Source organism: Rhodococcus mengyinensis, from assembly GCF_048381435.1.
Taxonomy (GTDB): Bacteria; Actinomycetota; Actinomycetes; order Mycobacteriales; family Mycobacteriaceae; genus Rhodococcus_F; species Rhodococcus_F opacus_D.
Map to the genome: position 1 here is coordinate 152,132 of NZ_JBLWIT010000115.1, position 19,410 is coordinate 171,541.

16 protein-coding genes and 1 pseudogene are annotated in these 19,410 nt (G+C 66.6%); 6 read left to right on the plus strand and 11 right to left on the minus strand.

The features are described 5' to 3' along the window. Positions 1-8: 8 nt before the first annotated feature. Positions 9-1,355 carry a M16 family metallopeptidase gene (locus ACNJ7E_RS25385; protein ID WP_283331952.1) on the minus strand — a complete coding sequence of 449 codons (1,347 nt, stop codon included), beginning with the start codon at positions 1,353-1,355 and terminating at the stop codon, positions 9-11. 229 nt (positions 1,356-1,584) lie between these two features. Beyond that, complete coding sequence (locus ACNJ7E_RS25390) at positions 1,585-2,268, minus strand: HemK2/MTQ2 family protein methyltransferase (protein WP_418341229.1); 684 nt, start codon at positions 2,266-2,268, stop codon at positions 1,585-1,587. 156 nt (positions 2,269-2,424) lie between these two features. Between ACNJ7E_RS25390 and ACNJ7E_RS25395 the strand changes: the two genes are divergently transcribed. After that, the gene (locus tag ACNJ7E_RS25395) at positions 2,425-2,820 is read left to right on the plus strand and encodes an SRPBCC family protein (RefSeq protein ID WP_280783255.1); all 396 of its coding nucleotides are present in this window, start codon (positions 2,425-2,427) and stop codon (positions 2,818-2,820) included. On the opposite strand, the gene ACNJ7E_RS25400 is transcribed toward ACNJ7E_RS25395, so the two are convergent. From ACNJ7E_RS25400 to ACNJ7E_RS25415, 4 genes are all read right to left on the minus strand, one after another. Then, the gene (locus ACNJ7E_RS25400) at positions 2,817-4,073 is read right to left on the minus strand and encodes a serine hydrolase domain-containing protein (protein ID WP_283353111.1); all 1,257 of its coding nucleotides are present in this window, start codon (positions 4,071-4,073) and stop codon (positions 2,817-2,819) included. The genes ACNJ7E_RS25395 and ACNJ7E_RS25400 overlap by 4 nt on opposite strands. Positions 4,074-4,137: 64 nt before the next feature. Next, complete coding sequence (locus ACNJ7E_RS25405; protein ID WP_280785180.1) at positions 4,138-4,695, minus strand: DinB family protein; 558 nt, start codon at positions 4,693-4,695, stop codon at positions 4,138-4,140. A gap of 67 nt (positions 4,696-4,762) precedes the next feature. Beyond that, positions 4,763-5,368 (minus strand): YdeI/OmpD-associated family protein, encoded by a 606-nt coding sequence (locus ACNJ7E_RS25410; RefSeq protein ID WP_418341240.1) that lies wholly within the window; start codon positions 5,366-5,368, stop codon positions 4,763-4,765. Next, positions 5,368-5,784 carry a VOC family protein gene (locus ACNJ7E_RS25415; RefSeq protein ID WP_418341230.1) on the minus strand — a complete coding sequence of 139 codons (417 nt, stop codon included), beginning with the start codon at positions 5,782-5,784 and terminating at the stop codon, positions 5,368-5,370. The genes ACNJ7E_RS25410 and ACNJ7E_RS25415 overlap by 1 nt, the downstream gene beginning before the upstream one ends. 89 nt (positions 5,785-5,873) lie before the next feature. Between ACNJ7E_RS25415 and ACNJ7E_RS25420 the strand changes: the two genes are divergently transcribed. Then, positions 5,874-6,836 (plus strand): helix-turn-helix transcriptional regulator, encoded by a 963-nt coding sequence (locus ACNJ7E_RS25420; protein ID WP_271209931.1) that lies wholly within the window; start codon positions 5,874-5,876, stop codon positions 6,834-6,836. Between the two features lie 7 nt (positions 6,837-6,843). Here the strand turns inward: ACNJ7E_RS25420 and ACNJ7E_RS25425 are convergent, their stop codons facing one another. The 4 genes from ACNJ7E_RS25425 to ACNJ7E_RS25440 all read right to left on the minus strand — a co-directional run bounded on the left by ACNJ7E_RS25425 (position 6,844) and on the right by ACNJ7E_RS25440 (position 11,051). Continuing rightward, positions 6,844-7,140 (minus strand): MTH1187 family thiamine-binding protein, encoded by a 297-nt coding sequence (locus ACNJ7E_RS25425; protein ID WP_009479982.1) that lies wholly within the window; start codon positions 7,138-7,140, stop codon positions 6,844-6,846. Positions 7,141-8,030: 890 nt separating this feature from the next. Beyond that, positions 8,031-9,068 (minus strand): DUF2332 domain-containing protein, encoded by a 1,038-nt coding sequence (locus tag ACNJ7E_RS25430; protein ID WP_418341231.1) that lies wholly within the window; start codon positions 9,066-9,068, stop codon positions 8,031-8,033. 100 nt (positions 9,069-9,168) lie between these two features. After that, positions 9,169-10,362, minus strand: coding sequence for a hemerythrin domain-containing protein (locus ACNJ7E_RS25435; RefSeq protein ID WP_418341232.1), 1,194 nt, complete (start codon positions 10,360-10,362; stop codon positions 9,169-9,171). Between the two features lie 29 nt (positions 10,363-10,391). Next, complete coding sequence (locus ACNJ7E_RS25440; RefSeq protein WP_418341233.1) at positions 10,392-11,051, minus strand: TetR/AcrR family transcriptional regulator; 660 nt, start codon at positions 11,049-11,051, stop codon at positions 10,392-10,394. Between the two features lie 130 nt (positions 11,052-11,181). Between ACNJ7E_RS25440 and ACNJ7E_RS25445 the strand changes: the two genes are divergently transcribed. Further along, a complete protein-coding gene (locus tag ACNJ7E_RS25445; RefSeq protein WP_418341234.1) occupies positions 11,182-11,979 on the plus strand; it encodes a class I SAM-dependent methyltransferase in 798 nt (265 codons plus the stop codon). Here the strand turns inward: ACNJ7E_RS25445 and ACNJ7E_RS25450 are convergent. Further along, on the minus strand, positions 11,945-12,151 hold the full coding sequence (locus ACNJ7E_RS25450) for a hypothetical protein (protein ID WP_105414514.1): 207 nt from the start codon (positions 12,149-12,151) through the stop codon (positions 11,945-11,947). The genes ACNJ7E_RS25445 and ACNJ7E_RS25450 overlap by 35 nt on opposite strands. A gap of 433 nt (positions 12,152-12,584) precedes the next feature. Between ACNJ7E_RS25450 and ACNJ7E_RS25455 the strand changes: the two are divergent. From ACNJ7E_RS25455 to ACNJ7E_RS25465, 3 genes and pseudogenes are all read left to right on the plus strand, one after another. Further along, positions 12,585-12,689: pseudogene (locus ACNJ7E_RS25455) on the plus strand (IS481 family transposase); the annotation flags it as partial. A 1,303-nt stretch (positions 12,690-13,992) separates the two neighbouring features. Further along, positions 13,993-16,875, plus strand: coding sequence for an aminodeoxychorismate synthase component I (pabB, locus tag ACNJ7E_RS25460; protein WP_418341235.1), 2,883 nt, complete (start codon positions 13,993-13,995; stop codon positions 16,873-16,875). Between the two features lies 1 nt (position 16,876). Then, a partial coding sequence (locus ACNJ7E_RS25465; protein WP_418341236.1) for an amino acid adenylation domain-containing protein occupies positions 16,877-19,410 on the plus strand: 2,534 nt, incomplete at its 3' end.

Below are 19,410 nucleotides of genomic sequence, written 5' to 3' on the forward strand. Positions count from 1 at the left end.
AATCCTCGTTACCGCACGATGCCGCGCACCGAGGCCGGCAGGTCACGCTTGCGACGATACGGTCCGACGACGGCGGCGCCGAACGGGCGTTGCAGCAGCACTCGCGCGACGTCGCGCACCTCGTCGGTGGTGACTGCGTCGATCTTGCTCAGGGTTTCGGTGATGCTGCGGTGATTGCCGTAGTTGAGCTCACTTCGGCCGATGCGGTGCATCCGGGATCCCGAATCCTCCAGTCCCAGAACAAGTCCGCCCCGCAGCGATCCCTTGGCGCGGGCGCACTCGGCGTCGGTGATGCCCTCGGCGGCCACGTTCGACAGCACCTCCCGGATCACCGTGGTGACCTCGCCGAGGTTCTCGGGCTGGCACCCGGCGTAGATCGAGAACGCACCGGTATCGGAGAACGTGTCGATGCCCGAGTACACCGAATACGCCAGGCCGCGGATCTCCCGCACCTCCTGGAAGAGCCGGGAACTGAGACCGCCACCGACCGCGGCGTTGAGCACCGACAGCGCCCAGCGGTGTGACTCGTGCCGCCCGAACGCGCGCACCCCGAGGGAGAGGTGGACCTGTTCGCTGTCCCTGTTGGTCAGGCTGAGGGTCGGCCCCGTCCGCAGGCGCAGGGTGCCTGCGCGTCGCGGGGCGGGTTCGGACGCCGAGTCGAGGTGCCCGGCGAACGCGCGCCGGACCAGCTCGACCGTCGGTTCGTGCTCCACGTTGCCGGCGACGGCCACCACCATGCGCGGTGGCGTGTAGCGCCGCACGTGGAAGGAGTGGAGTTGGGTGCGGGTCATCGATTCGATGGATTCGACGCTGCCGATGACGGGCCTGCCGACGGGATGGTCGCCGTAGAGCGCGGTCAGGAACGCGTCGCCGAGGAGGTCTTCCGGGTCGTCGTCGCGCATCGAGATCTCTTCGAGGACCACCTGGCGTTCCACGTCGACGTCGGCGGACCGGCAGCGGCCCCGCAGGACGACGTCACTGACGAGGTCGATCGCGAGGGGCAGGTCGTCGTCGAGCACGTGCGCGTAGAAGCAGGTGTGTTCCTTGGACGTGAACGCGTTGAGCTCCCCGCCGACGCCGTCCATCACCTGCGCGATGTCGAGGGCGCTGCGCGACGGCGTGGCCTTGAACAGGAGGTGCTCGAGGAAGTGCGCCGCCCCGGCGACGGTGGGCTGCTCGTCGCGTGATCCGACACCCACCCAGACGCCGACGGACGCGGATCGGACACCGGGAACGTATTCGGTGACCACCCGGAGCCCGCCGGGGAGCACGGTGCGCCGGACGCCGGCATCCGGCTCGTGGAGGGTCGGCGCTTGGGTCAGTGCGGCAGTGCGGCTGCGATCGATCTTGGCCATGTAGTGGTTCAGCAGTCCTCGAAAGCTGGGCGTCGTCGAACGGCAAACTTTACACGCGGCACCCGGCCGTCCCTCACCAGCCTCGGCGATGTGGTTGTGAGCCCGATCAGCTCGCTGTTCCTGAGGACGGCCACGGCGCGAACAACACGATCCTCGGCAATTGTGTCCCGGTTGCGACGAACCACGTGAACCACTCACCAGTGCCGTGGCAAGAACAGTTCGATGCCGGTCAGAGTCCGGGTCGGCGTGGGGGGTCGCAAGACCGGAGGTCGGTCGCCGTGAGCACCGCGATGCGCTCGGTGCGCTCGCCCGGCCGGATCATCTCCCGCGCCTCCAGCATCCTCGTGCGGGACGAGAGGGCGGGACCGAACGGCACGTCCTCCGACGCGACCACGTCCACCCGCAGTCCCCGCTCCTCCAGCATCGCCCGTGTCTTGTCCACCCCGTTGAGCGTCGACTGGACGAGGAGCAGGGTGCCGCCGGGAGCGAGAAGGTCGGGGGTTTCGCTGCAGATCCGATCGAGCACGGCGCGCCCGTCGACGCCCGCATCCCAGGCCCGCGCGAGTACCCGGCCCGGTCTGCCGTCGTTCGTCGCAGGCGCGTAGGGCGGGTTGGCCACGACCACGTCGAAGCGAAGAGTCCGGACGGAGTCCACCAGGTCGCCCCGCACGACGCGGATCGTCCGGCGGTGCAGTTTGGCGTTGAGCCAGGTACTGATCGCGGCCCGGCGCGACACGTCGACCGCCGTCACCCACCCCGCCCCCGCCGCGCAGGCCTCGACGCTCAACACCCCCGTGCCACAGCAGAGATCGAGCACCCGCGAGCCCGGTCCGAGATCCCGGGCCGCCAGCACCTCGGCGAGCAGCCAGGTGTCACGCTGGGGCCGATACACCCCGGGTAGACGAACGAGCATGATCGGCTCCCTCCCTCGCCGTTCCCTCCCAGCGTGGCCAGTACCCCGAGTTACATGCAACTCGACACGGGCCAATTCACCCGGTGTTCACCTCCGACCACTTCCCGAGCCGCATCTGCGGTGTCTGCCGGGGTCGAAACCGGGTATTCCTCCCCCGTGCCGCATTCCTTCTCAGCTGATTCCGACGCCTCGGTGGACGTCGCGTGGGCGCTCGTCTCCCGGCCCTCGCGCTGGCCCGAGTGGGCGCCACACCTCCGCGGCGCGTGGGGTCTCGGGTCCCCCGAGGTTCAGGCCGGCCGGCGCGGAGCGGCGCGACTGCTCTGGATCGTGCCTGTTCCCGCATCGATCTCGGCCAAGACACCGGGACGTTCCTGGACCTGGCGGGTGGGACCGATGACGCTCGATCACGCCGTCGAGCCCCACGGTGCCGGCTCGCGGATCACGATGACGATGTCCGCTCCCGGACCTCTCGACTCCGCACTCGCGGTCACCTACGGCCCGGTGGTGCGTACTCTCGTCCGTCGCCTCGCCCGCGTCGCGGGTGAACGCTAGCCGACCGCCATCGGCGGCGCGTCGGTCGGAGCGAGTTGTGCGCCGATCTTCCGGAACAGCCTGTCGGCCTCGTTCTTGTAGGCCCCCGTGTCGTCGAAGGCGGCCGGCTCGTACGTGACGGCGACGGCGACGGCGATCTTCTGCGAAGGCAGATAGGCCTCGACCGCCGCGGATCCGCTGAACAGCGGGTTCTGCATCAGCCAGTTGCCCACGATCGGCAGTCCGAGCCCGTAGGTGTAGTCCTCCGACTGCGGGAAGCAGGTGGTGCAGCCGGGAAGCGCGGTCGTCTTGCCGCGCAGGTCCGTCGACACCATGGCCTCGTAGGATTCGGCCGACAGTAGTTCACCCGTGCCGATGGCGACGGCCGTGTCGTGGAGGTCGTAGATGTTCGTGGTCTGGACGGCGCCGTGGGTGATGGTCCAGGACGGATTCCAATACGTGGATTCCTCGTAGAACGGTGCACCGGGCGGGATCTGCAGGGCCTCGCGCCGCTCGGACGAGAACGCGTGCAGGACGGGTTCGGGGATCGCCGCCGTCCCCGGATCCGTGGTGTCGTCGAGGCCGAGCGGACCGAGCACCTTGTCCTGCATGAGGTCTGTCATCGGCTGACCGGTGATCTTCTCGAGAGCCAACCCGAGGATGACGTAGTTGGTGTGGGCGTAGTTCCAGTTGGTCCCGGGTTCGTAGAGCAGAGGCTTGGGCGTGGCGAATGCCAGGAGTTCCTCAGGCGTCCAGTTACGGAATGGCGCCGCGTAGAGGGCGCGGTCGAATTCGGTGTTGCCGATGACGTAGTCGACGTAGCCCGAGGTCATCTGGGCGAGCTGGCGGAGGGTCACGCGGTCGGCGTGCGGAATGTCGGGCAGCCACTTCGACACCGTGTCGTCGAGACTCACCTTCTTCTCGTCGACGAGCTGGAGCAGCAGCGTGGACACGTAGGAGATGGCGACCGCGCCGTTACGGAAGTGCATGTCGGTGGTGGCGGGCACTCCGGTCATCGACTCGCCGAGCGCCTGGGTGACGATCTCCTTGCCGTCGACGGTGACACGCACGATCACCGCCTTCAGGTGACTCTCCGCCATGGTGTCGCGCACGATCTTCATCACGGCGTCGGCCTGCGCCGGATCGGCCGACGAGACGGCAGAACCGTTGCTCGCGTCCGCGGAGGAGGAATCGGGGGACGAGGTGTTCGCAGTGCACGCGGCCAGGAGAGCGAGGACGCACGTCAACAGGAGAACCCGCCGAGTCGGTGGCATACCCGAGCTTGGCAGATCCGGTCGGCCCCGGGAGTGAAACCCGTGGAGCCGGCCGGGATTCCGGTCAGGAAATCGGGCGGCGCAGATAGAGATCGCGCAACAGCGCCACCTCGGCGCCGTGATGGATGACCTCCCGGTTGATGTGCAATACCAACGCCCCCATCGGATAGTCCGCGAACGCTCCCTCGCTGGCGCCGCACGGCCGGGCGAACCCCTCGACGCCGAGGCTCCTGACACCTGCAGACCAGGCCGCATAGTTCTCGTCGAGTTGCGCGAGCGCCTCCGCCGCGGTGCCGGCGTACTCGAACGTCTGATAGTCGACGGGCGGCCCGCCGAAGTGACTGGCGATCCGCATCCCGAAGACGCCGACGACGAGATGCCCGAGCCGCCACGCGATGGTGGTGACCGGTGGCGGGTCCGGTTCGGGAAAGGCGAAGTCGATGGTGAACGCGCCACTTCCGGCCTGGACCGGCGCCTGCGACTGCCCGCGCGGGCGCACACTCCAGCCGTCCGGCGCGGGTTCCCAGAAATACTCCTCGTCGGACAGTCCCTCCAGCCGGGGACGCAACTGCTGCTCCCAGTGCCAGCCGAGCTGGTCGGCGAGTTCGCGCGGCCAGTCCATGTCGTGTCTCCCCTCGTCCTGTCTCCGATTCTCCCTGTCTCCGATCGGGACACCGGTCTCGAGACGGCTACCGCACACCGTCCGGGACCCGGACCCCCGGATGATTGGCCCGGAGGTTCATCGCCGCCAGCGTGACCGTCCGCTCGATCCGCCGCTGCCTCGTGTCCGGCTTCCTGGCTGACGCTATCCACTCCAGGATCAACCGGGTCGAAGACGGCGGAAACTTGTCGAAGTTCGCGCGCGCGGCGTCGTGTCGCCCAAACGCTTCCTGCAGATCGCCAGGGATGGTCGCGCTGTCCCCGTTCGCCGTGTTCTCCCAGGTCCCCTTGGCCTTGGCCAGATCGATGGCGGCGTAACCGTGCTCGGTCATCAGTCCCTGCTCGATCATCTCCGCCGCGCGCTGCCGGTTCACCCGGCTCCAGGTGCTGCGCGGGGTCCGCGGCGTGAAACGCAGTGCAGAACTGTCGGCGTCACGTCTGCGGTGCAGGCCGTCGATCCACCCGAAGCACAGGGCCTGCTCGACCGCCTCGTGGTAGCGCACGCTCGGCGTTCCGCTGTCCTTGTGGTGGATGATCAGCCAGACCTCCGTCTCGGACCGGCAGTTCTCCGAAAGCCAGGCACGCCACTGCGCGGTCGTGCGAGCGACGACGGTGTTCACGTCGTGGGTGTCCATCACGCGCCTGCCTTCGTAGCCAGAATGTCCAGGTAGTGCTGGTTGAACATCACGCCGAGGATGTTTCCGAACGGGTCGGCCACGGATGCGGTGACGAATCCGGGCCCGTGTTCGACCGGCTTTCCGTGCAGGGTGGCACCTAGCGACAGCAGCCGCTCGACGCTCGCGTCCAGATCGTCGACGTGCCAGTAGGTCATCGTGTTCTCGACACCGCGTGACCGGTCGGGCATCGCGAATCGGCTGTCGATGATGCCGAGTTCGTGCTGGTAGTCGCCGAGCCGGAACTCGATGTAGGCGGGTGCCCCCGCCACCGCGCGCACGAAATACGGCTCGACTCCGAGCAGTTCGGTGTACCAGGCCTGGGCGGCCGTGAGGTCGTCGGCGTAGAAGTTGACGGTGGTGAGTCCTCGCAACATGGGTGATTCCCTTCCTCGGTCGGTGACAACATTCATCCTCCAACCCAAAGTGCTCACCAATTGAGCACTTTCTGCGGGAAACTGAGGACATGCGCGCTGACCGACTCGTCGCCACCCTCCTGCTGATGCAGTCCCGGGGTCGAGTGACCGCCGCCGAGGTGGCGGACGAACTGGAGGTGTCCGTCGCGACTGCTCGCCGCGACCTGGAAGCGCTGTCCGCTGCGGGGATCCCGGTGTACCCGCAGTCGGGGCGTGGCGGCGGGTGGTCGCTCGTGGGTGGCGCTCGCACCGACCTCAGCGGGTTGTCCGCGACGGAGGCGCAGGCGCTGTTCCTTCTGGTCGGCCCCGCGGCCGCCGTCTCGGGCGAGGCCAAGGCCGCGCTGCGCAAACTCGTGCGGGCGCTGCCGCAGACCTTCCGGGCCGATGCCGAGGCCGCCGCCACTGCCTCCATGATCGATCCCACCCGGTGGGGCGAACGCGATCGCCGCAGGCCCGAGATGGTCGACCTGCTGCAGGCCGCCGTGATCCGGCGCCGGAAAGTGCGCCTGACGTACACGAACAGCGCCCGGCAACGGTCCGAGCGGCTCGTCGACCCGTGGGGTCTCGTCGACAAGGACGACATCTGGTATCTCCTGGCCGGGACCGAACGGGGACAGCGGACCTTCCGGGTCGACCGGATCGTCCACGCCGAATCGACGGAGCAGCCCGCCGAGCGCCCCGACGACTTCACACTCGCCGCGGCGTGGGAAGAGGTGGTCGGCGAGGTGGAACAGCGGCGTTCGACGACGTGGGCGACCGTGCTCATCGACGCCAGGTTCGTGCCGATCCTGCGCGATCACTTCGGGCGGCACTGCCACCGCGACGGTGAGGACGACGACGGTCGCGCCCGGGTCCGTCTCGCCGCACCGACCCCGTTGGACATCGCCCGGAACCTCGCCGGCTGGGGCTCGATGGTCGAGGTGCTCGAACCTCGATCGGTCCGGGCCGAGCTGGCCCGGATCGGCACGGAACTCGCCCACCACTATGCCGGCGAACATGGTGAGGGCGGATGACCGAGCCTCAGTCGGTCAGGTAGCGCTCCACCGTCTCGACCTTCGCTCGCAGCTGATCGCTTCGACCCGGCCGGATATCCGCTTTGAGAACCAGACTGACCCGCGGAAACTGTTCCAGCAGAACGTCCGTTGCACGCTTCACGACGGCCATCACCTCGTCCCACTCACCCTCGACGGTGGTGAACATCGACGTGGTCTCGTTGGACAGTCCGGATTCGCGGACCACCCGCACGGCCGCGGCGACCGCGGCACCGACGCTGTCGGAGTCCCCGCCCATCGGGCTGACGCTGAATGCCACCAGCATGTGCTCTCCTTCTCCGGGAATAGACGACCATCATCGAATCACCTCGTCCAGGCTTCCGCTGCACCCCGATCGCCCGCCCGAACAGGTGGTACCACAAACACACGTCGGGCGGCGTCCCTGATCAGGGGGCGCCGCCCGCGAGCACGAACGTCTGGTTACCAAGCTGCATGGTTGCGCGGGGTGAAATGTGGCCTCGGCGTCAGACATCCCCCCGCCTGACGCAAGCCCACCGCGCTGAGCCCAGATAGTGGGCTGTGCTTGTGCGTGGGTGCCTACAACTCGTGCTGGGCGCCACGACCGAGAGGTGGAATCTTCTCTTCCGGTCCGACCTTGGTCTGCCGTGGCTCCGTACCTCAGGTCTACCCCGCATGTCCGGATAAGGCAACGAACGTGGGCCAGGGCGCGCCGGCTGATGCTTCCCACTCGCCCGATACCCGAGCTGCACAGGTCACCGACCCGGTCCGCCGGGTACGACAGACCTCACTGCCGAGGCGTACAAAGGAAATACACCCGTGAGGCTCGGCGATGGTGAGACAAGCCGCCATCCGCGTGATCTACGTGGCAGGAAGAGCGATCTCCTCCAGCCACCCGCACAGAGAGGACACCGCATGGGAGTTCCGTGGGCATCACGGGCACGATCGGATGCGTACTGGGAGCAACAAGTCTCCGGCGAAGCGCGCAGCTGCGACAGCGGCGAAACCACAAAATCCGCATCCTCCGACACCCGCCCGACCCTGGCCGACCACAGCCTGACTCACCGCAACACTGACGCAACTGACGCCCCACCTGCAGATCACAGCGAGTGAATTCGCCGGCCTCGGGAGAAAGGACCCACACCCGACAGTCCGCACAGCGGCAACATCATTCAGTTTCAAGGGATGTCCGGTTCGTCAGGAGTCTGCCAGCCACGCCAGCACGCGGCCCCGCGACCAGCAGCGGCCGATAGCCTCGGCGGGCCGAGCCGACCGGTCGAACACGGCCAGGCCGATGAGGCTGTGCCCAGAGGCGTGGCGATCGCCGAGCGTGGGTATCGTCGGTGCGACTCCGACTCCCTCCACTGACACCCACGCCACCGGCCGGCCGCCTGCCGCTTCGTCGAGGCGGTCCAGGAAGCGCAGGCGACTCTCGCCCCGGAAGCGCGACAGCGCCCACGTCGTGGTGACGACAGGCAGGGCGTCCGCGGGCACCCGGGCGACGGCGTCGGGCATCACCTCGACGGCGTCGCCTTGCAGCAGCAGCGGAGGGGCCGTCGCCGCCAACGCCATCTCCGCGTCGAGCCTCGCGATCCGCTCGGGCTGATCCGGCCCCAGGCAGGCGCGCAACCATCGGGCCTCGTCCGCGTCGGTCACGTCGACGGGATCGAGGTCGACGCCGATCCGGGTGACGACCTCGGGCATCACTCGCGCCGGGACGGGCCGGTCTCCCACGATCGAAGCCGACAGCTGCACGGGAGAGGACGGGTCGCCCAACGACTGTCCGTTGCTGTACGTGATGCCCACACGGTCGACATTGAGGTTGAGCCCAGCCGAACAGCCCACGTCGATCAGCCCCACCGCATTCGCGCCGACCCGGCGCGCCGCCTCGGCAATGGCCGGATACAGCACGGTGTAGCGTCCGGTCTCGTCGGGCCGCGTCTTCCGGCGCACGGCGAGAGCCACGACCGAGTCGGTCATCCGCAGCAGGGTGTCGACCGCCGCGTCGGCAGCAGCGTCGCCGTCCGTAGCGGCATAGGCCGAGGCAAGCCCCGGAGCGCGACCGGCGAGGGCGAGGTCGTGCAGCGCGGCGAGAATCACCGTGGGGTGTCGCTTGCGCGCCGGGGCTGCCTCGATGGCGCGCAGCGCCTCGTCGGACTCACTCAGTGCGACGGCGACGCGCCGGTACAGCGGTGACGTTTCGGCGGCATCGACCTCACCGAAGTGTCGGTACACCTGAGCGAGTGTGCGGGCCCTACCCACGAATGCAGCGCTTCCTGCGGTCACCTGACATCGCCGCTGATTCTAATGGCGAGCACTCCAACGTGACAGGAGATCACGCCGTTCGGGGCAGGGACGACCCGGTAAGCGCACCGGCGCGCGCCTGCCGCCGCAGCGCCTCCAGATTCTGCCGCATCTGCGGCCGCATGTCCCGGTGCTGTGGCTGCAGGCGTGAGTAGAGCGAGAGCAGCGGGCGGTACGGCAGTACGTCGATCCGATACGAATGCGTCACCCGGGTCCCGTCGCCGTCCGCTCGGAAGGTGTATGACCAGGTGGTCGAGTCGTGGTACAGCGGGTTGCGCCGATCCGACACCGCGCGGAATGCGAACGTCCTGCCCGGCTCGGCGGCGGTCACCTCGCAGACCCGGGACCAGCGCATGTGATGTGCACGGTTGTGCCCCCGGAATCGGGCGCCCACGGTCCCCGGCGGCCGTCCCGGTAGCCACGCGCAGCTGCGGCACTCGGGGCTGCGTTCGCTGATTCGGGTGACGTCGGCGACCGCGTCGTAGAGCTGCCGAGCCGGGGCGTCGATCCACAATTCTGCCGAGCCGTCGGTGCGGGGTGGCTGGTGGAGCCGGGGGCTCACGTCGAGGTCGGCGCCCCACCGGGCGGCGCACGCCCGCCGATATGGTCGTTTGAACGCATGGATCAGCATGAACCGGGTGGCCGGATCGACTTTGCGGACGGTCACGTCGTAGTCTTCCCGGTCGACACCGTCGACGATCCAGTGAGCTTCGATGCCCAGCTCCCGCTTGGTCTTCGAGGCGATGAACACCTGCTGCTCCACGTCGTCCCACTGACGACGGGTCAGGGTGCGGGCGACGATCGGCATCATCTCGTCCTCTTCGCGCTGCAGATGCGGCAGCAGAACCTGTTCGAGAACGGTGAGGGAACGCGAAAGGTCTTCTCGGGCAGCCGGATGCGCACGGTAGTCGGCTGCCGCGGCGGTGACCCGCTCCATCTCGGGGCCGATTCGCGCATGGTCGGCGTCCATCACGTCGAGCAGTGCTCCGGCGGCCGGGTTCAACTCGCGGACCAGCGGCCACAGCCCACGGTCCTCGCCGGTGTGGTGCAGGTGCAGGAAATGCATCATCCACACGAGGTGATCGGCGAGTGCGACCCGCTGGGTCCGCGCGGGCGGAGGTATTGTGCGCAGCACCCGAGAGGCGCGGGCGATATCGCGGCGCAGTGCGCTGTGAACGATGCGCATGATACGAGTGTCGGCGGGAGGCAGAGTGTCGGTTGTCATGACCTACTCCAAACAAAAGCGCCCGTGTGTCACACCGGGCGGTCGAGGATTTCTTCGATGCGGTCGATCAACCATGACTCGTAACGGTCGCGACTCCAACCGCATTCGTTCACGAGCAGGGCGTAGACCTGGTCGCCGGTCTGGACCCACAGTTCGTCGACCTGACCAGCATCGGCGTGATGGCCCGTGATGAGGTGTGCGACGTCGGCGACCGAACGCCTGCGCTGCCCCTCCAGGTCGGCTGCCACCGCTGCGAGCGTGGCATCCGCCGTCGCCCCCTGACGGATCGCCACGGCCAGGCGGTAGATGCGCTCGTTGATCCTGGCGATCATGCGCGATCCCATCTCGATGCGGTCGCCGGTCGTGCGCCCCGTACCGATCGCCGTGTAGACGGGCCGGTCGGCCAACGGCACCTGTGCGTCGTCGCCGACGATGGCGACCTCGAGCGCCGCCTTCAACAGGTGGGCTTTGGATCCGAACGTCGTGTAGACCGTTTCGACGGAGACCGCCGAGGCCCGCGCGACATCCCTCATGCCGGTGCCGACCCAGCCGTGCTCGGCGAACAGCCGGGTGGCGGCCTGCAGTACGACCGCCCGCGTCTGAGCTGCCTGCATCCGACGCAGCGGAGAGCGGTAACGGCGGGTCCCGGATCCGCCCGGCTCCGCCGAGTCGTAGTCGACCGTCGCCATACCCCAACCCTAGAACGCGCGGGTTTTCAATACAATGCTGTTCCAGCGATTTCCGGGAGGTCCCGCCCGAGTCCGGACACGTTCGCCGAGATGGGACTGGCGAAGTGTCTCAGTCCGCTGGAATTGCGAGATGCCCGGGCGGAACCAGAGTTGCCGCGACGGTGGGGGCGCAGCGGCCACTCCGATCCGCAATGATCAAATCGAGGCAACCTTCAACGACTACGACACGTACGCGTCGGCGTATGACGCCGGTATCGAGAACAACGTGTACAACGCCCTGCACGAACGACCCGCGACATTGGCGCTGGTCGGCGACGTCGCAGGCCGGAAAGTACTGGATGCGGGGTGCGGCAGCGGTGCGCTCTCACGCGCACTCGTCGCCGCCGGTGCTGCCGTCACCGGCGTCGATCTCAGCACGGGTCTGCTCGCGATCGCCCGGACGCGCCACGGCCACGACGTGCCGTTGATCCGGGCGGACCTCAACCAGCAGTTGCCCATCCGGTCATCGACCTTCGATGTCGTCGTCGCCTCGTTGGTCATGCACTACGTCCACGATTGGTCGAGACCGTTGACCGAGTTTCGCCGGGTACTCGTGCCATGCGGGTGCGGCGTCATCTCGACCCATCACCCGTTCGTCGACTTCAGGCTTGCCGGGGAGGGCGACTATCTCGGAACGTACGAGTTCACCGAGGAATGGGTGAAGTCCGGCGAGACCTTCCACCTGAAGTTCTGGCACAGGCCGCTGCACGCCATGTTCGACGCATTCACCGCAGCAGGATTCACCGTCGAACGCGTTTCGGAGCCACGACCCTGTGCGGCGGTGCGCGCTCGCTCCCCCGAGCACTTCGATCGGCTCAGCCGTGAGGCACCGTTCATCTTCTTTACGCTGCGCGTCAGGGAAAGTGCATCAGCTTCCTGGCGAGGGTGAAGAGACGGCGGGCGAGCCTCACCACGGGCAAGCCCAGAGGAAGCAGGATGACCGTCACGCAGAGCACCCCACCGACCAGCCACACGACCGCCGCGACAATGCCCAGCACCGTGCCGAGCACAGCCGTGAGAATGCCCAGCACCACGTCGAGCAGGCCCCGCAATAATCGCATGACAACCTCCTGACCTCCTGGTTCCAGTCTGCGCGCCGACGGGCCGAAGCGCACCTCTCGAAGCCGCCCGTCAGGGAAGGGAATACCGCTGCACCGCGAACCGTTGACACACTCGACGGTGTTCGACCCAATGCCCCGGGTGTCACATTGAAAAATTGTCGCTTCGAGCGACCACTTGCCGAGAGGCGCACTGGCGGGCACCGTCACCCCCCGATCTGGTCAGACCTACATTGCGTAGCGTGCCTGGGAAGGAAGCGAAGCCGCTGACACCGTCAGGTGCCGGCGGCTTCTTGCGTGCGCAGACGAATGTGGGCACCACTAGCGTGACTGCATGGCACTCATCGGGATCGAACGGCTGCGCTAGATGTAGTTCCCAGGGAGGTTGTGAACGGCGTGGCAGGTAGGCGAGGGCCTCGGGTATCGGTGTGGTCACCGCCCTGCCCAACTCGTCGTCGACGAACATCGGCCGCTGCGCCGTGCCTCCGAACGGTTCCAGGGCTCACCGGCAACAGCCAAGAAATGGGCCGACCGCTATCGATACGCTCGCGCAACGCCGAGAACGGAAGCTGTTGGGACAGTTCACGTTCAGATAGGTAGTTTGACGTACCAATCGTTATCGGCAAATTATGGGAGATACTACATCTCGCCTCTCAACGGTCTCGAGAGTTGCACCGGGCGGGCACCACAACTCGACCGCGCTCTGGTCTCACACGCCTGGACAGGCAACACCCCCCGGTTATCAGTGAGCGTCGCGGAAAGCTTGCTCGATGTCCGCGGGTGCGCGGACCGCGACTTGGCGGTTCTTCCTGCTCGGGCTGCGCGGCCTCTTCACTCTCGTCGGGTCTGGCCTCTCTCCTCGTTCTGCTCCCCTCCCTCGTCCTCGGGTAGCTATGCGTCTTCCCACTCCTGTTCGCCCTCTGCAGGCTCGTCACCCTCGAGGGGCGCTTCCTCACCCACTCCCCCACCAGGTCCACGCCGCTCGACTGGAGCGGGCGAAGACCGCGTACACCGTCCGGACCTGAGGGAACTCGATCGGCAGTTGCCGCCAGGCGATACCACCGCGCACGAGGTACAGAAAACTTCATGCCGATGCAATCCCCGGCGCGCCGTCCCCAACCGGCGAAACGGGGAAACGCGCGCGCCATCGTCGCGGTCGGCCGTTCCATCCTCGTGATCATTACACCCGACACATCAACCCTGAGGTCAAGAGACGCAATCACTTTCGTGGGCTAGAGGCTCTAGGCCACACTGTCACACTCCGTGAATAGAACCGACCATTTGCTCTGTGGATTACTACCGGATGGGTGCCCTTGTATCCACAGACTTTCGTGACTTAAGGTGGAGTGCGCGCATCGCGCGGCGTGTCGGGGCCTGGGCGGGTTGCGTTGATAGACAGGCTAAATAGCCCTCCTAAGGATTGATCATGTCCACCAGGCCCACCGTATCGACGGTACAAGGACCCAGTTGTCCCCCGGCCGGCTCGTCACCAAGAATGCACGAGCGGGCATCGCCGGCACTCAGGCGCAGCTGGTCAGTTTTCCTCAGGTCGGCGGAGCCTCCCAAACGGGGGCGACACGTCGAGAGGTCTTGGTGGCAACCATCCGCACCATCGCCGGCATGGGCGGACTTCATGGCTCGGCGCCTCATCCCACAACGTCGGCCGATTCGCCGCCCCAGTCAATGAACCACACCAGCTTTCCCCGTGCTGGAGGAGGACGCCACGGGTGGTGCGCGCTCAGACGAAAGCTCCTGCAATAAGTTCGAGGGACCTCTTCACGTCGATGCACCGGCGAGTGACACCGAAGTGTCGCATCCCTCACACGCCGAGAACCGGGCAAACGATGTTTACCAAGACGTTGTTGATCGACAACTACGACTCCTTCACCTACAACCTCTACAGCTTTCTCAGCGAGGTCAACGGGTGCCCGCCGACGGTGGTGCGCAACGACGTCGACTGGCGTGCGATCGAACTGACCGAGTTCGACAATATCGTGATCTCTCCGGGGCCCGGTCGTCCAGCACGCGAACGCGACTTCGGCATCAGCTCGCGGGCCATTCTGCAGGGTGGGCTTCCGACGCTAGGAGTGTGCCTCGGCCATCAGGGTTTATGCCAACTGTTCGGTGCGCATGTCGTCTTGGCACCAGAGCCGCGGCACGGTCGCAACTCAGCGGTATTCCACGACGGAAGAGAATTGTTCGCGGGCCTCCCCTCGCCCCTGTCGGTCGTCCGGTACCACTCTCTCGCCGTCGACGATCTCCCTGATGAGCTGGAGCCAACTGCGTGGACATCCGACGGAATTCTCATGGGGGTAAGGCACCGCCAGCGCCCGCTGTGGGGGGTGCAATTTCATCCGGAGTCGGTCTGCACCGACCATGGACATGAACTCCTCGCCAACTTCCGTGACCTCACTCCGACCCGCCGGAAGGGATCCGCCCCGAAGCCTCGACGTCGGCCGCGGACCTTGTCGCCATACGTGGTGGAAACACGACGGATAGATCGGCGAGTCGACCCACAGACGGTGTATGAGCGCCTGTTCGCAGACGGCCCCAACAGTTTTTGGCTCGACGGCAGCTCCACAGTGGAGTCGGACGCCCGCTTCACCATCATGGGCGACGCCTCTGGCCCACGCGCCGAGTACATCACGTACGACGTCGCGGACGGCACCGTCCTGGTGCACCGTTCCGGTGTTCCGGCCGGCAAACGACGCGTGCGATTCTTCGACTATCTCGACGAACAGTTGCGGGCCCGCGCTGTGCCGCCATCGCCGGACCTGCCGTTCTCGTTCAATCTGGGTTACGTGGGCTACCTGGGCTACGAGTTGAAGGCCGAAGCCGACGGCAATGCGCAACACTCCGCGGACACACCGGACGCTGCCCTGGTCTTCGCCGACCGCGCAGTCGTGATCGACCACGTCGACGGCAGCTGCTACCTGCTGGCGCTCAGCGAGCAGGCCCACGAACCCGAAACCCGCGACTGGATGCGCCGTACGGCCCAGGTAATCAACCGATTGCCCGTCACGACCGACGATGCGCTTCCCGCGCGGCCGCTCATCAGGTCGGCGGCAGACCCGCGCATGACGCTGCGCCACAACCGTGAAACCTACCTCGACAAGATCCGTACCTGTTTGGAGAACATTCGCGTCGGCGAAACGTACGAAGTGTGCTTGACGAACCACGCCCAGATCGATGTCGAGATAGACCCCGTCGAAACCTTCGCCTACCTCCGATCGATCACTCCAGTGCCCTACGCAGCACTCCTGAGGTTCGAGGCAGCGGACATACTCAGCGCCTCCCCCGAGAGGTTTCTGCGCGTGGACGCCGACCGGGTAGTGGAGTCCAAGCCGATCAAGGGCACCCGGCCGCGGGGAACAACCGCTGCGACGGACGACGCGCTCCGCCAGGACCTGCTGACGAGCGAGAAGGACCGGGCCGAGAACCTCATGATCGTCGACCTCGTGCGCAACGATCTCTCACGAGTCTGCACTCCCGGTTCTGTGCACGTACCGCGATTGTTCGACGTCGAAACCTACGCACCGGTCCACCAACTCGTGTCGACGGTGCGGGGGATGCTGCGCAGCGACGCGACTGCAGTCGGGTGTGTGCGCGCCTGCTTCCCGGGTGGCTCGATGACCGGAGCACCGAAGATTCGCACCATGGAAATCATCGATCGGCTGGAGGAGGGGCCGCGAGGCGTGTACTCGGGCGCCCTCGGCTGGCTGTCCATCAACGGCACCGCCGACCTCAGCATCGTCATCCGAACCATGGTGTCCCGGCACGGGACAGTGAGCTTCGGGATCGGGGGCGCCATCGTCGCATTATCCGACCCCGACGAAGAGTTCACCGAGACCCTGGTCAAGGCGGCCGCCATGCGCAGGGCCCTCACGATCAGCGCCGGCAGATCCCTCGCCCTCGCCCACAGCGTTGGTCCGCAGACCTCGAGTGACGCCATCGATCGAGCCAGGCGACGACTCTCGCGGGCCGAACTGGGCGGTGTAGAAGTGTGGGTCTGCCCCGGTGTGCCGGCACCCAGGGCCAACACCGAACTTGTACTTGCCGAGGCCCTCGCCGATATTTCACATGTCACGACTCCAGTGGTCGTGGATCTGTGCACCGGTTCGGGAGCAATCGCCCTGGCAATCGCGCATGCCCGAGCCGATGCCGGTGTACATGCCGTGGATGCGGATCCGACAGCCCTGAACGTGGCACGACGCAACATCGAACGTCAGATCCGCCTCGGCGAGAGCCCGATCGTGCTTCACGAAAGCGCCGTCAGCACGCCCAATCTACTGTCCGGCCTTGCCGGAACGGCCGATCTGGTCCTCGCCCGTCCACCGTGCATTGCCGACGACGAAGACCTTCCCTCACAGTGCGGCGAGTACCGCCGACGCGCCTTGGTCAGCGGCACAGATGGGCTGAAGCACGCCCGGCAAACGATTGTTGCGGCGGCACGGCTCCTGCACGCGGGCGGCAGCCTCGTCGTCGAGCACCGTCCCGACCGCTACACGACAGTGCTCGCACTACTCGGCGAGAACAAGTTCTTCGCCAACGTGGCAACACATTTCGATCAGACGGGAGACGCGGTTTACACCACGTGTGCGCGGACATCCATGCAACTCCAGCACGCCGAGGTCGGGCCCGAGCCCAACCCTTGCACGCCTCCTGGTGCGAAGAGCAGATCGGAGAAGAGTCGTGGACGCCGTCCCGCCACCGATTCCAGGAATTGAAATGCGCTCGGGAGCCCTTCCGTCGGAGGCATGCCGTTTATCTGCCGCACAAAAGGGAATCTGGTTCGCCCAGCAACTGGCCGGCGAGCTCCCGATCACGATCGCGCAGTATGTCGAGGTCTTCGGCGAGTTGGATATCGATTTGCTCGAGGCGACCAGTCGCGTGGCGGCCAGGGAGTTCGGTTCCGGGTTCTTACGCCTGGTCGATCACGACGGCGAGCTGTATCAACTGGTCGACGATTCTTCCGACAGCGGAATCCGGCGAATCGACTTTCGCGCGGAGGACGACCCGAGCGTCGCCGCGCAGCAGTGGATGCGCAGCGAGTTCAGCACCCCGATAGACCTCCTCCACGATGCGCTCGCAGTCTCGGCGATCCTCCGAGTCGGCGACCGGCACTACTACTGGTACTCACGCGTTCACCACATCGCCCTCGACGGCTACGGCGCCATGACGCTGATGCAGCGTATTGCCGAGTTGTATACGGCCGCAGTTGCCGGTGTCGAGGACCCGCCGCTCCGCGTGCTGGACCTCGCACAGATCGTTGAAATCGATGCTGCCTACCGGAACTCGGATCGCTTCGAGGCGGATCGGCGGTACTGGGCGGAACGGACCTCGGGACTGCCGGAACCTGCGAGCCTGGCGGGGCGGTCGGCGCCCGTCGAGGCGCATCCGCGAGTGGCCAGCGCGGCCTTGTCACACGACGTAGCCTCAATGCTCGATTCGGTCGCAACGAAGCACAACTCGAGTGCGGCAACGGTCTTGGTCGCTACTCTTGCCGGCTTCCTGTGCCGGATGACAGGCAGATCGGACATCGTTCTCAGTCTGCCGGTTTCGGCCCGAACGACCGCACCGCTGCGACGCTCAGGTGGGATGTTGGCCAATGTCGTGCCGCTGCAACTCGAGGTGGGCGCGGACGTGACGATCGGGGCGCTGATCCACTCCGCCCAGCTCGAGTTGACCGGGGCGCTGCGGCGGCAGCGGTACCGCCGTGAGGACATCTGCCGTGATCTCGGCAGGGACATCAGCCGCAATCGCTCGTTTGGTCCGACTCTCAACATCATGCCGGCCGACCGAGAGATCCGGCTGGGCCCGCACCTCGGCCGGCTGCACGTGTTGACCTCCGGGCTCGTCGACGATCTTTTCGTGAACATCTACCCGAGCGTGGGCGGCACCACGACGCACATCGACTTCCAAGCCAACCCGAGCCTGTACGACGACGACATTCTCAAATGTCATCACGACCGCTTGTTGTCCTTTCTCGACCGCTTCCTTTCTGCCGATGCGGGGAGCCGGGTCGGTGACCTCGACATCCTCGACGCCGACGAAAAACGGAACCTGCTCGACCGCACCGGCGGCCCCGAACACCCCGCAACGACACTGCCCCAACTGCTCACCACCGCCGCAGCACACAACCGCACCGCACCAGCGGTGACATACGAAGACCACCACCTGTCCTACGAACAACTCGACACCGCATCCTCCCAACTGGCACGGATCCTGATCGCCGAAGGCATCGGCACCGAAGACACCGTCGCCATCGCACTCCCCCGCTCCCTCGAAGCGATCCTGGCAATCTGGGCGACCACCAAAACCGGCGCCGCGTTCCTCCCCATCGACCCGAACTACCCGAAAGACCGCATCACCCACATGCTCTCGGACTCCCGAGCCGCACTCGGAGTAACCACCACCGAGCACGCCACCACCCTGCCCAAACCACTGCCCTGGCTCCTCATCGACACCCCCGACCTCGAAACCCGCTGCAACACCATGGATTCAGATCCAATCACCGACACCGACCGACTCCGACCCCTACACACCACCAACACCGCCTACCTGCTCTACACCTCCGGCTCCACCGGCACCCCCAAAGGCGTCGTCGTCACCCACCAAGGGCTGGCCAACCTCGCCGCCGAACAACGCGAACGATTCACCATCACCCCCGACTCCCGCACCCTGGCCGTGGCATCCCCGAGCTTCGACGCCTCGGTCTTCGAACTACTCCTCGCCACCGGAACCGGCGCCACCATGGTCATCGCCCCACCCACCGTCTTCGGCGGCGACGAACTCACCCACCTCCTCCACACCACCCACGTCACCCACGCCGTGATCACACCGGCCGCACTGGCCACCATCGACCCCACCCACCTCCACACCCTGCACACCGTCCTCTCCGCCGGCGAGGCCTGCACCCCCGACCTGCCCACCCGCTGGGCCACACCCACCGACACCTCCCCCACCCACACACCCCGCCGCTTCTTCAACGGCTACGGCCCCACCGAAACAACCGTGATGAGCAACTGCAGCGGACCACTGCCACCCGGCGGCCCGATCACCATCGGCGGCCCGATCCGCGGCACCCACGCCTACGTCCTCGACGACCGACTCCGCCCCGTCCCCACCGGCGTGACCGCAGAACTGCACCTCGCCGGAATCCAGCTCGCCCGCGGATACCACAACCGGCCCGCACTGACCGCCGAACGGTTCGTCGCCAACCCCTACGGCCCACCCGGCCAACGCATGTACCGCACCGGCGA